Here is a 12,997-nt window from a genome sequence, read left to right on the forward strand (position 1 = left end):
GTAGTCAGACCAACGGGTTGGTCTGATGTACGGAGCTGTGCAGGATTAATTTTCTACCGCAACGATTTTGACAAATTTGCGGTTTTTGGCGCCACGAATAATGAATTCAACGCGTCCGCCAACCAGGGCATACAAGGTATGGTCACGACCACAACCTACGCCTTCACCGGCATGGAAACGGGTACCGCGTTGACGTACCAGGATTTCACCCGCATTGACGAGCTGTCCGCCATAACGCTTGACACCAAGGTACTTAGGATTCGAGTCGCGGCCGTTACGTGTACTACCGCCTGCTTTTTTATGAGCCATTAGTTTCCCCTCTTACTTGCTAATCGCAGTAATTTTGACCTGCGTATAATATTGTCGATGACCCATTTGTTTCATGTGGTGCTTACGACGACGAAACTTGATAATCTTTACTTTTTTGTGACGACCGTGATCGAGCACTTCCGCTTTAACAACGGCTTTTTTCACCAGTGGCGCGCCATAAGTAAACTTATCGCCGTCTGCGAGCATTAACACGTCAGCGAAGCTGATCTCGCTACCTACATCACCAGGCAGCATTTCCAGTTTAAGAATGTCACCCTCTTTGACGCGGTATTGCTTACCGCCGGTCTTGATTACCGCATACATAACTATATCTCCACTGGCCTCTTTGGCTTTCACAAGTTCAACAAAGTTGCATATTCTATGAAATTAACGCTGCGACTTCAAGTTGATTTTAAATTATTGTATACTACGCCACCCCATCCTGTACTTTCAGGATTTACCCTGGTCGCGGGTTAAGCGGGGAATTTACTTTAATTTGGAGTTTTATATGTCATCTATCGTTCTGGAAGCACAAGCAAGAGTCGACATGGGGAAAGGTGCGAGCCGCCGCCTGCGTCGACTGGAAAACAAAGTGCCGGGTATTCTGTATGGCGGCGATAAAAAGCCTCAAGCCATTCATTTATTGCACAATAAAGTCGTCAAGGCCCTGGAAAGCGAAAGCATTTATTCCAGCGTGTTTGATCTGGTTGTTGATGGCAAAGTCGAGCATGTCATTTTAAAAGACCTGCAACGCCACCCTTACAAACCTGTTATCCTGCACATGGATCTGCAACGCGTTTCGGCAAAAGACGTACTGGTTAAAAACGTTCCCATCCACTTCATTCATGAAGACACCTGCAAAGGCGTAAAAGCCGGCGGTATCATCAACCACAGCATGACTCAGCTTGAAATCCGCTGCAAAGTGAAAGATTTGCCTGAATTCATCGAAGTAGACATGACCGAAGTGAGTCTGGATGATGTGGTGCATCTGGCTGACTTAAAGCTTCCCAAAGGGGTTCAGCTCACTGTCGATTTAAAAGACGGCAGTCATAACCTGCCTGTTGTCAGCGTCCATGCCCCGAGAGGCGGCGCGACCGAAGAAACCTCTGCCGCTGAAGGCGAGGAAGGCGCGGAATAATCCGTACCATGCCTTTTCCGGGGGCTCTTGTCCCCGGAGGCTTGAATAACTTTTGCGACACGTTTGACAATCTCAGCGCATGGCCGTTGATGCGGTTTGCAGACATGACTGTTTATCACTCTCTTAAAGACTTCCATGACCATAAAATTAATTATTGGTTTGCGTAATCCAGGCTCCGCCTATGAATACACCCGGCACAATGCCGGTGCCTGGTTTGTCGACGCGCTGGCGCATCGCCACAATGCGTCGTTTAAGTCAGAAAAAAAACTTCATTGCGAACTGGCACAGGTGGAAATCGGTGACCATCCCTGCAAGCTGGCCTTGCCTTTGACATTTATGAATCACAGCGGTTTGCCTGCACGTGAAATCAGCCAGTTTTATCGCATTGCCCCCCAGGAAATTCTGGTGGTGCATGATGAGTTGGACTTGCCTGCGGGGCGCAGCAAGTTAAAAACCGGCGGAGGGTCAGGAGGCCATAATGGCTTGCGCGACATGATTGCTCAGCTCGGCAGCGGTGATTTTCATCGTTTGCGCATTGGCATAGGGCATCCCGGTCATAAGGACATGGTTCTTAACTACGTGTTAGGTAAACCAAGCCCTAAGGACAGGCAATTAATTTTTGATGCAATTGAACAGGCAGTGGCCGTCATCCCTGCTATTATGAAGGGCCATTTTGGCGCCGCCATGAATTTATTACACCGCTAGCAATACGCTGTATTTTTTGAATTTGACAGGTTAGGAGTTGTCCCATGGGATTTAAATGTGGAATTGTTGGTTTACCGAACGTCGGCAAATCAACCTTGTTTAATGCGTTGACCAAAGCGGGCATCGAAGCAGCCAATTACCCTTTCTGCACCATTGAACCGAATGTGGGTATCGTCACCGTTCCTGACCCCCGCCTTGACGCCTTAAGCGACATTGTTAAACCGCAGCAAACACTCCCTGCCACCATGCAGTTTGTTGATATCGCCGGGCTGGTCAAAGGGGCGTCCAGCGGTGAAGGCTTAGGCAACCAGTTTTTAGCCAACATCCGCGAAACCGATGCCATTGCCCATGTCGTACGCTGTTTTGAAAACACGGATGTGGTTCATGTGGAAGGCCGCGTTGACCCTTTAAGCGATATCGAAGTCATTAATACCGAGCTGGCGTTGGCCGACATGGATACCGTCGACAAGGCATTAATTAAAGTGTTGAAGAACAGTAGAAGCGGCAATAAGGAAGCCCTGTTTGAAAAGCAGGTCCTCGAAAAAGCCAAAGCACAACTGGATGCCGGTTTACCGGTAAGAACCTTGTCGCTGACCGAAGACGAATGGTCAATCCTGCGTCGTTTTTTCCTGCTCACCGCCAAACCGGTACTCTACATTGCCAATGTCAATGACGACGGCTATGAAAACAATCCCCTGCTGGACAAGGTCAAACAACTGGCTGCTGAAGAAAAAGCCAGCGTCGTTGCCCTGTGCGCGGCCACGGAAGCCGAACTGGTGGAACTGGACGACGCGGATCGTGAGGAATTCATGGCGGATTTGGGCCTAAACGAGCCGGGACTCCATCGCGTCATTCGTGCCGGCTATGATTTACTGGGCCTGCAAACCTATTTCACCGCCGGCGTGAAGGAAGTCCGAGCCTGGACTGTTCGTAAAGGCGCCACGGCTCCTCAGGCAGCAGGCGTGATTCATACGGACTTTGAGAAAGGCTTTATCCGTGCGGAAGTCATCGCGTATGACGCCTTCATTGCCCATCGCGGCGAACAGGGCGCGAAAGAGGCAGGCAAACTGCGATTGGAAGGCAAGGATTACATTGTCGCTGACGGCGACGTCATGCATTTTCGTTTTAATGTATAACCCGTAACCCCTGGCTTCAGGGGTTAATAGCCATAGGACATCACGTCGCAGTCATTTTGCAAATCCAGTGCGCTCTTGAGCGGCAACCCCTTGTCGATGTAGAAAAAAGCATGGGCGAAATCATGCAGCTCCATTTCAAATGTGCAATGCTCCGTGGTGCTGATCTTAAATTCGACAGCACCGGTTTCTGAATTTTTCCATTCCCGCGCGGCGCGGCCGCCGGCTGCAAATAATTTAAAAAACCAAGAGCGATTTTCAGCGTAGGGATTTCTTAAAACAACGAATTTTCGGTGGCTTAACTCGCTTTGGCGTACACCCACAACCGCATAAGTATGCTCAATGATAATTCCAGAAGGCGGATTGGCTCCAGGACTGACCACCACAGGACTCTCATCGTCGAAAGCCTGTTTTAATTCATCATACAGTCTCAACTCATCCTGACTGTAGCCCATTTTACGGGGTAAAATGCACCAGGCGGCCAGCCAGCTCTCTACGGCGCTAATGGCGTCGACCGGCGGGTTGCCGGATCGTTGTTTTTCTTTTTCAATAAAATCAATCAGTGTTTCGTGATAAAGAATGCTCTCTTTTGCAAGCAACTGCCGCCATTTATCCCTATTGCTGGCAACCCAGGCCCACCAGCCCTTAAGGAGGGTTTTATCGTCATGAAATACCTGCTTGACCACATTGCCGACGCTGGTTTGGGCATCATAGGGGCGCAGCAGAAACATCAGAGTATAAATGTCGCAGCCAGAGCACCCGTCTATCGAAGACTGATACAATTCGGCAAGCGGCTTTCGCGACTGAACAGTGGTCGCTATCGCCATCGACATATCCCCCAGAAGCGCCCTCAGCACCTGGCGGCTGTCACCGCTGCTTAACACCTTGTAATTTCCGCCGCTAAAGGCCACGTAGGCTTTTTCCCAAAACCTGACCCAGGCAGGTCCACTGCTCAACAACCCCAAAGAATGAGGTAGGGATTTTTCAATCACCACCCATTCCGGTTTTTCATGTCGAAAAAAGAGCGCATGGATCTGCCCATCCTTCTCAAACATTCGCCGCCGTATCCATTCCTCGCCGTGAGGCAGCGCCAGAATAGCATTCAGGACCGACAGAAAATAACAATCGCCGGTACGTCCTCCCTGCGCGACATCAGACAGCTTTAATTTTTCAGGATAGAGTGCGTCGACGTAGGGGGTATGGGTGAGGGAAAAGGTGGATTCGCTGACCGGATGATTAACAGGGAAAGCCTGACCGTACTGTGTACTGCCAAGGGGCATTGTTTGCTCCGATATTGACCATTCGTCCAGTATAGAAGGTTTTCAATCGGTTTTACAACCAATCAAACAGACGTTGCTTTCAATGATTCGGGCATGCAACTCGCTAATGACCAGTTCGCCTTCCAGCTGGGCATTAATCATCTCCGTGGACGTAATGTAGCTGAGTCCAACAGCCAGGCCACGATTATTATTGTTCTTCGCCAATTGATTCACAAACAGTTTGATGCGATCGACCAGGATAGTACAGCCTTCGTCATCCGCCATGGGCAGAAAGAACAGCATCGTCCCTTCAATTCGGGAGGAAAGATCGCTTTCGCGGAATATTTTTCTTAAATTGGTGAACAATTCGCCCAACAGCTTTTCGGTATTCACCACCCCCTGTTCCTCGAGCAACTGATCGGCATTGGTAATCTGCATGGTCATGACGCTGAAATACAGGGACGGGTAACGTTCAGCCAGCTTGGCCTGCCAGGCGACAATGGCCATGAAAGCCGCGTAATCGATGACCTTGAAGAAATGATTGAAATTACGGTAAATGCCTTTCTCAATGCCGCGTATCAGGTACTCTCCGCGTCGGGTGAGGGTGTATTCGTACAGACGGCGAGAAGCCAGTTCACGGCTTGAGGAGGTGCGATGGCAAACGAGACACACCAGATTGACCTCCGGTTCGGCAAAATAGTGTCCGCAATCATTACACAATTTGTCTTCAAGCGGTTTGTCGTAATCGACTCCCAGGGTGCGCAGGCGGGTGTTGCAGCGGCTGCAGACCAAGCGCTCCTGCCTTAAAAATTCAGGCACAGGCCCTATTTTGCCGCAGGTATAACAATGCACAAATTTCTGCGGCTTGATATTAATGGAATGACAGCTTGGGCAGGTATGCTTGATATTTAGCAGGCCTGAATCGCAGGCATTGCAGGTCTGAATTTCATCCAGTAATGCACCCGGTGCCAGCAGATCCGGCATCACCAGATCCTGCAAAAAACGCCAGGCATCAAAATCCGCGCCTTTGTTAAACAACAACGTCAACAGGGGGTAATCAAAGATATGCGTCGATTGATGATTGACATACCCTTTAAGCTTAAAATCCGGGCGAGAAAACAAATACACCAGCAAAATGATCTCCTCGCTTTCCGTGTCAAGATTGGCTTCGGTGATGAGGGCCAGACGCTGGTATATGCCCTCCGCCTTCTGCATCACCTGCTCATCAAAGGCGCCATCGAAGAGTTCGCTGATTTCCTGCCCAGGAATGCCATTATAAAAAATGGGCAAAAAGCGATAAGCCGGCATGGCGCGCAGCTGTGCCAGTTCGGGCAAAAAGCTTTGCCCCGCGGCTTTGGAAATCACGAGGGCATAAACGTCCTGTTTTGGTAGTTCGTGAATGGAATCAACGCGTTTAAAGTCAACTGGAAGTGAGAAATCAGGGATATTCTGGCCAATGACCCAAATGGTTTTTTGTGGTTTCATTAACGAAATACTCCAAACATCGGAAGGTGTGTCGTTACATCAATTGTAGACCAATTGAGCAAATTGTGTTATTTATAATCTATACTTGATTAAAATGCCGCAATCATGCGTACGTGAAAAGGAAAGGCATGGGGTTATTCGATCTATTGCATACCTGGTTGAAGAAGGATGTTGATGGACTTATCAATCATCGCAGACAATTCCGCCTTATCCGCACTGTCGAGATAGAACTCATTATTCTAGGATCGCTGATTATTTACGTTTACGCCGTCTGCAAACTCTGGATGATTGTGATTTTAATCAGTTTCATCGATGTCATTGGTTTTCTTAACCTTTGGCTTTTATACCGTACCCAGAATATTCTGCTTTGCGGACACATTTTGACGGCCAATGTGCTGCTGGCTTCAGCCGTGGCCAATTACCTCATCGGCGGCGTAGGCAGTTCCTATCTCATCTGGCTTAATATTGTCCCAATTCTGGCTGCCATTACGTTAAGCTGGTCGGGACTGGTGATTTATTCCACCCTGACGCTGGGGGTGGTGGTGTTCTTTTTCTTTGTCGAGCCAGCCCCTCTTTACATGGTTCCGGCTAATGAAGTCTTTGTTTTAAATTCAATTAATTACCTTTTTTCCCTGGTCATCGTCATCACCATCTTATTCAACATGCTTAAGGAAAATGCCTACTACGAACAACTCCTGTATGAGAAAAACTTTATGCTGCAGGCTGACAAGGAAAAATTTCATTACCTTGCCCGTTATGACACCCTGACTAACCTGCCCAACCGGTCCTACTTTCAATCGACTCTGCAAAATTACATTGAAACCATGCCGCCCCATCACTATTTAACGGTTTTTTTCATGGATTTGGATGGGTTTAAAGGGGTCAATGACCGTAACGGCCATGAGACTGGCGATGCGCTGCTGCTTCAGGCCGCCAAACGCCTGCAAACCTGTTTCCGTGAAAACGATTTCATTGCCCGTCTGGGAGGTGACGAATTCATCGCCATCATCATCCATCACATGGAAGATAAAACGCCCAAAGCCATTGCCCAGAGGATTTTACAGGAGTTCAGCACCCCGTTTCAGATCAATGCCCAGGATGTTCGATGCACCATCAGCATTGGTCTTGCAACCTTCCCGGTGGATTCCCATAATTCGGATCAATTAGTCGCCAGAGCCGACGCGGCCATGTATGAGGCAAAGAAAGCCGGCGGGAATGCCTTTCGTATCACCAACTCCATTAGAAAGTCGGCCTGTAAAGACGCGTAATTCCCCGTCCTGAGATTTTTTATAGCAGTGAATGTCCCATTTACCTTGACAATGATCCTGACGCGCCTTAGCATTCTCGCAGCACATGCTTGAGGACACAGAATGACGGTAAACCGTTTACGAGCCCTGGTTAATGACGATTTTAATGCGGTCAATGATCTGATTATTGATAAAATCCAATCCCAGATTGGGTTAATCGATGATCTGTCGACCCATATTGTTCAAAGCGGCGGGAAGCGTTTACGTCCTCTGCTGGTATTATTAGCCAGTCATGCCTGCGGCTATGAGGGTCGTGAGCACATCACCCTGGCAGCCATGATTGAGTTTTTCCATACGGCAACCCTGTTGCATGACGATGTGGTGGATGAATCGACCCTTCGCCGCGGCCGCGAAACAGCGAATGAAATCTGGGGCAGTAAGGCCAGTATTCTAGTCGGTGATTATCTGTTTACCCAATCCGTGCAACTCATGGTCAGTGTCAACAGTTGGCCGGTTATCCGGCTTTTAGCCGACACGTCGCACAAGATCAGTTGCGGAGAAGTCAAACAATTGGTCAACCGTCACAATGCCGCCATTTCCATTGAGGATTACCTCGATGTGATTCGCGGCAAAACCGCCCTGCTGTTCGCGGCCGCCGCCGCCATTGGCGCGCTGTTGAGCGGTGCAGGCGATACCATTGAAAAAAGTCTGTATGCCTATGGTCTTCATCTTGGCAATGCCTTCCAGCTCATTGATGATGCGCTGGATTACTGCTCAGATGCCAACACAATTGGCAAGAACATTGGCGATGATTTGGCGGATGGTAAAGCCACCATGCCGTTGATTCACGCTTTAAAGCAAGGGACGCCAGCGCAAAAGCAGCTCATCGAAAAGAGCCTGCGCGAGGGCAGCCTCAGTAATCTCGACGGTATTCTGGAGGCCATTAAAGCCACCAAAGCCATTGAATACACCCAGCAATACGCCGCGCAGGAAATCGATCAGGCACTGAGTGCACTGCATATTCTGCCTAATTCAATTTATAAAGAGGCTTTAACGGATTTGGCGCTGTTTGCCATTCAACGTCAACATTAATCGGAGTGTAGCTCAGACTGGTAGAGCACTGCCTTCGGGAGGCAGGGGTCGCAGGTTCAATTCCTGTCACTCCGACCATATTCGTCCATAGGTTACGAAATGTGTCCATGACCAATTTTTAACGTCAAACGCGATAGCTATATCTATGCTTTATTATCAACCGATGCTCACGCCAACGTTTTATCTTCTTTTTGCAGGTTTGTAATTGTTTGATTGACAGAACACTCACATGGACAATGCATTAATTATAAAAGTGAACGGTGATCCTCTAAGAATAAAACAGTTTTTGTTAACCCTTGATTAGATAAAATTTCTAAATACTCAGTAATGTTTTTGGGGGGATTTTTAAGGCGCATCCTCGTTGTCTTTATGGCTACACAAAATTTACCAAGATCCAAATTAGTAAGGTGCATTAAAAAATCATCTGGATGTTGAGTTTCAATGGCATACTTATCTAATTCTTCCGATGGGAAATCTTTAATGTTAAAAGTAACAATTACGTCACAGCTAGATACAATTGCAGCGGCTAAAATATGCTTATCATTTGAATCAGGAAGCTGTAGTCCTCCCTCAATGTCCTCATAATTTTCAACAAGACAATCTAAAACTGAACTATCCATTAGTTTCTTTATTCTTTCCAATTGCTCCCTAGAGATATCCGAACGATTCTTTAAAACATTTCTAATCCATTCCTCATGAATTCGATTAGACCACTTTGCTCTATATAATCTGGTTGTTGCCAACTGTATTAAAATATCACGAAGAGGGGCGGGATAAAGGACATTTGCATCATACAAAACAGTAAAATGCCCCATTCATCAATATCCCATATTCAATAATTGCGCTTGATCCACCAGTTCTTGAAGAGCTTTCTCACGCTCTCTTGATGATTTATCGATAAATGCCATCACATCACTTGCAAGAACTCGACGACGGGTGCCAACTTTCTCAAATGGAATTTTGCCTTCTTCTAATAATTTAACAAAGTAAGGACGTGAGACGTTTAACATATCAGCGGCTTCTTGAGTAGTTAAATGGGCATGGGAGGGTATTAAAGTGAGTGAATTTCCTTGTGCCATCTCACTAAGTATTGCAAACACTAATTTAACGGCTGAAGGTGGCAATTCGACCTGTAAACCATTTAAATTTAATATTGCATTTTTTTTGGAAATTCTACTCATGTCTTTAATTTGCTGAAAGGATTTTTTAGCTATTCCCCTATCCTGTCTGCTGGGTGGCTTAATTTCCATTGCGCAATTATTCATTTCAGTACCCTTTTGATGTCTTACTTTGAGTATAACACTGTATTCGAATTTTGCGAAATTAACGAAACGAACGAAAAATCATGGACTGTAATCTATCGATAAAACGTTGGGCGTCTATTTATAAGATATTGAAATAATATATTTTTTATAAATTATTTATTGGGAGCCTATTAAATATTTTTCGGGAGGAAGGGGTCGCAGGTTCAATTCCTGTCACTCCGACCATTCATTCTAGAGGGTTCGGGTTATTGATACCCAACCCCCTTAGACTCTATCCTTTCATTTTCACTCAAAAGAACTTTTGTATCGTACTGCCGATGAGCAAATCAATCTCACTTTGTTCTTGCTTACCCTCGGGAACCGGGTCAACACCAAGGCAGCGCAGGCAATCTTTGAATAGCAAGGACGGGTTTTTAATGAGAATCTGCTGCTGCTCCTCTATTTTGTCCAGCGAGGTGAGTATGCTTTTTATGCCCTCTTCCAGCGGTTTGAAATGGGTGCCGATGGTAGGATCAGCATTGAGTAAATGGAGTATATTATTCGCCGCCTGCCTCATGTCAACCGCACTGATATCCGGTCGCAGCAACACCTCCAGATCCTTGTTTAACGGCTCCAGCCGCTTTTTATCCGCATCGGCGGTTAGGCCGGCAAGCCATAATCGCTTACCCTCTCTATTTTTATCGAGTTTTTTCTGCTCACTCGCAATGATGGCTTTCACATCCGTTAATTGATGAACAACGCTTAAATCGGCAACGGCGGCGCTGTAATCCTGGAGAAGGGCATTGATGGTGTCAAACCCTTTTTTCTGATAATCGGTCGGGTTAGTTTCATAGAGTTTTTTAAGCAGTTTAATCGTCGTTTCTAAAAACTCATCCTGTCGTTTAAGATCAAGAATAGGGTTTCTTTCCACGTCTTCTATTGCCTCTATCAATTGCCCAAGCACTACTTTTTGCTGCGGGGTATAGGCTCTTGAATACAGATAGGAAGCAAAAAAACCATAGCGTTCGTTCAATTCCCTGGTCAGGAAGTCTTTAAGTGCCTTTTTAATGTCATGAAGACGCGTGGAATGAGTCAACTGCGTGCTTTGTGAATGGATGCACATCACATAAATGTGCGTGGTTTTATTCTCAGGATCCACCCCAATATCAACCGGGATCATGGCAATGTCATCGGGCATTCTCGATAAAAACTCCGCCTCATTGGGGTGGGCGGACACATTGGCAATCGCATAAAAGTCAGACAGCTGCTCCGGATTTTGAACATGCAAAACGATGCCCTTCTCGGTGGCAAAAACCTTCGCGCTGTTTAACTCCGATGACATGCTTACATTCTTTTTGCAGACAATATCGGCAATATTAACTTCCACCAGCTTATCAGGAGGTAAGGAGGCCAATTCCCCACGGGCATGGAATTCCTTCACCCGTAAAAATTTAGTAATAAAATTTGGCAATCCAAAACTTTGCCCACGGTACAATACGTCCGGTGTTTTATGAACTTCAAATTGTCGTTTCAGCACCCCGGCTTTGTGGATAGCCATATTCATTAAAAAGGCTATTTTCTTTTCGTCATCTGTCGTACTTCGCGGATTATTATAACCTGAGACAATGGCATTTAATTTCATGTAGAAGGGGCTTTCAACGGAATACATTCTCAGCAGCACGTCTTCAAAATTTGGCTCCTTACCCTGTTTGGTGAGCGCTTTTTTACACCCCTTGTACAATTCAGACAAAGCAATTGTCTCGCCGCCATACTCCATCGTAATGTCATCCTTTTTAAGGATCTCTTCGATAGCCACGAGAAAATGATCATCCAGCTTCTGAACCACGACGCTCAGATGCCCGCGCCGGGTCATGTTTTCAATTGAATCAATGGGGATGTCGGCGAGAAGCGATTTCTGCCTGGTCGGCTGACTCATGACAAGGACCAGTTTTTCAACGGTTTGCTTAACGGCCAGTTCTTCTTTCGCGAATTGTTTGGGGGGCAGGGTGTACTGTGTAGCAATTAATGTTTCTAACTCTTTGCGTATGGCGTTTTTGGATGCAGACATAATTGCCTCAGCCACCCAAATGGCGGCGTAAAAATCAATATGATCAAATTATAACACAACCGCATCATTGCCTTTCTAAATTAACTATTTATTTACTATTAGATTAATTATTTTACGAAAATAAACGGCCGCCAGTCATGTGCCTGATGGTCCGTGATGTTTTTTGAATTTCAGTGAGAAACTTTTGTGACAAGCTCTACCCGCATAAACCCCTTTCGCCCTGGTCATTAGACCGACAGACCATATAAAAAACACCATGATCATTATAAATTGAGGTTTTATAAGAGTTAGCCAGCGGAATAACGATTAACAAGGGATTGCAACGACTTAAGAATCCAACGCACTCTGCCACCCGTACAAGCGCGGGATGCTACCCATTTTATTGGATAGAACAAACCATGGCAGCGTTTTTCGATGCTTCCTCATTCCATACCTGAGACGGCTTAAAGACGGTATTCGCGAGCAGCGGCGATTGAGTGTCTGAAGTGGAAGGTTTGGTATTCATCGGTGAAGGATTGGAACCATACGATGCGGCAGAAGCCATGATGCCGCCGTCAATTAAGAAAGGAGCTCCGGTCACATAGGATGATTCATCAGAGGCGAGAAATACCGCCATCTGGGCCACGTCCTCTGCTTTTCCCATTCGCCTCAGGGGGATAGACTGGCTGTATTCGGTTATGCGTTGTTGACGATGCTCGTCATGACCGAATTCCAAATCCCACATGTCCGTTAAAATGGCGGCCGGCACAATTTCATTGCAACGGATTTTGTACCCCTTTTTTGCACAGTGCAGAGCCAGGGTTTTAGTGAAATTATCGCTCGCCCCCTTGCTGGCGCCATAGGCAATATTGGAAGGAACCCCGACCCGGCCAGAACGTGAACCAAGATTGATAATCGAGGCATTGTCGCTTTGTTTAAGCAAAGGCAGCATGGCCTTGCACCCCAAAAACAAGCCATCAAGGTTCACCGCAAGAACAGCGTGCCAGTCTTTGAGCGAAATGCTTTCGATGTCTTGCGGGGTTTTACTGCCAGGCGCTGTATCGATGCCGGCATTATTCACCAGAATGTCAAGCGTCTGATAGTGCTTTTCAATGTAAGACTGGGCCTGGTGCCAATCGTCTTCCTGGGTGACGTCAAGGCAGAGGTAGTCTGCAGCGCCGATGGCTTTCGCTTTCTCAAGGCCCTGTTCACGTGGGAGCCTGCCGGTGATAATCACCTGAGCGCCCTCATTGCAGAACGCTTCGGCGATGGCTAAGCCAATGGATTTGGTTGCGCCGGTCACCAAGGCCGTTTTACCCTGCAATCGTCCCATGATTT

At 46.9% G+C, this 12,997-nt stretch carries 13 protein-coding genes and 1 tRNA gene; 6 read left to right on the top strand and 8 right to left on the bottom strand.

The annotated features are described in order from the left end of the window. Nucleotides 1-45: 45 nt before the first annotated feature. Both rpmA and rplU read right to left on the bottom strand, forming a co-directional pair. The gene (gene rpmA / locus DYE45_RS11595) at nt 46-309 is read right to left on the bottom strand and encodes a 50S ribosomal protein L27 (RefSeq protein WP_058526810.1); all 264 of its coding nucleotides are present in this window, start codon (nt 307-309) and stop codon (nt 46-48) included. Nucleotides 310-321: 12 nt separating this feature from the next. Then, the gene (gene rplU, locus DYE45_RS11600; RefSeq protein WP_058526811.1) at nt 322-633 is read right to left on the bottom strand and encodes a 50S ribosomal protein L21; all 312 of its coding nucleotides are present in this window, start codon (nt 631-633) and stop codon (nt 322-324) included. A 184-nt stretch (nt 634-817) separates the two neighbouring features. Between rplU and DYE45_RS11605 the strand changes: the two genes are divergently transcribed. The 3 genes from DYE45_RS11605 to ychF all read left to right on the top strand — a co-directional run bounded on the left by DYE45_RS11605 (nt 818) and on the right by ychF (nt 3,288). Continuing rightward, the gene (locus tag DYE45_RS11605) at nt 818-1,447 is read left to right on the top strand and encodes a 50S ribosomal protein L25/general stress protein Ctc (RefSeq protein WP_108293065.1); all 630 of its coding nucleotides are present in this window, start codon (nt 818-820) and stop codon (nt 1,445-1,447) included. Nucleotides 1,448-1,582: 135 nt separating this feature from the next. Beyond that, nucleotides 1,583-2,152: an aminoacyl-tRNA hydrolase gene (pth, locus tag DYE45_RS11610; protein ID WP_108293063.1), complete on the top strand. Its 570-nt coding sequence runs from the start codon at nt 1,583-1,585 to the stop codon at nt 2,150-2,152. Nucleotides 2,153-2,196: 44 nt separating this feature from the next. Then, a complete protein-coding gene (ychF, locus tag DYE45_RS11615; RefSeq protein WP_108293061.1) occupies nt 2,197-3,288 on the top strand; it encodes a redox-regulated ATPase YchF in 1,092 nt (363 codons plus the stop codon). Nucleotides 3,289-3,311: 23 nt separating this feature from the next. Here ychF and DYE45_RS11620 read toward each other — a convergent pair whose 3' ends face one another. Beyond that, the gene (locus DYE45_RS11620) at nt 3,312-4,565 is read right to left on the bottom strand and encodes a C2 family cysteine protease (RefSeq protein WP_108293059.1); all 1,254 of its coding nucleotides are present in this window, start codon (nt 4,563-4,565) and stop codon (nt 3,312-3,314) included. Nucleotides 4,566-4,607: 42 nt separating this feature from the next. Further along, nucleotides 4,608-6,029 (bottom strand): TackOD1 domain-containing metal-binding protein, encoded by a 1,422-nt coding sequence (locus DYE45_RS11625; protein ID WP_108293057.1) that lies wholly within the window; start codon nt 6,027-6,029, stop codon nt 4,608-4,610. A gap of 128 nt (nt 6,030-6,157) precedes the next feature. On the opposite strand from DYE45_RS11625, the gene DYE45_RS14915 reads away from it, so the two are divergent. The 3 genes from DYE45_RS14915 to DYE45_RS11640 all read left to right on the top strand — a co-directional run bounded on the left by DYE45_RS14915 (nt 6,158) and on the right by DYE45_RS11640 (nt 8,446). Next, nucleotides 6,158-7,297: a GGDEF domain-containing protein gene (locus DYE45_RS14915; RefSeq protein ID WP_242602618.1), complete on the top strand. Its 1,140-nt coding sequence runs from the start codon at nt 6,158-6,160 to the stop codon at nt 7,295-7,297. 102 nt (nt 7,298-7,399) lie between these two features. Further along, complete coding sequence (locus DYE45_RS11635; protein ID WP_108293055.1) at nt 7,400-8,368, top strand: polyprenyl synthetase family protein; 969 nt, start codon at nt 7,400-7,402, stop codon at nt 8,366-8,368. 1 nt (nt 8,369) lies between these two features. Further along, nucleotides 8,370-8,446: transfer RNA gene (locus DYE45_RS11640), tRNA-Pro, on the top strand. Between the two features lie 167 nt (nt 8,447-8,613). Here the strand turns inward: DYE45_RS11640 and DYE45_RS11645 are convergent. From DYE45_RS11645 to DYE45_RS11660, 4 genes are all read right to left on the bottom strand, one after another. Then, a complete protein-coding gene (locus tag DYE45_RS11645; protein WP_108293053.1) occupies nt 8,614-9,183 on the bottom strand; it encodes a PIN domain-containing protein in 570 nt (189 codons plus the stop codon). A gap of 3 nt (nt 9,184-9,186) precedes the next feature. After that, entirely contained in the window at nt 9,187-9,633 is a 447-nt protein-coding gene (locus tag DYE45_RS11650; RefSeq protein WP_108293051.1) for a helix-turn-helix domain-containing protein, read from the bottom strand. A gap of 289 nt (nt 9,634-9,922) precedes the next feature. Beyond that, a complete protein-coding gene (locus DYE45_RS11655; RefSeq protein WP_108293049.1) occupies nt 9,923-11,680 on the bottom strand; it encodes a hypothetical protein in 1,758 nt (585 codons plus the stop codon). 379 nt (nt 11,681-12,059) lie between these two features. After that, nucleotides 12,060-12,992 (bottom strand): SDR family NAD(P)-dependent oxidoreductase, encoded by a 933-nt coding sequence (locus DYE45_RS11660; RefSeq protein ID WP_108293047.1) that lies wholly within the window; start codon nt 12,990-12,992, stop codon nt 12,060-12,062. Nucleotides 12,993-12,997 lie beyond the last annotated feature (5 nt).

The sequence above is a fragment of the Legionella taurinensis genome, assembly GCF_900452865.1.
Classification (GTDB): Bacteria; Pseudomonadota; Gammaproteobacteria; order Legionellales; family Legionellaceae; genus Legionella_C; species Legionella_C taurinensis.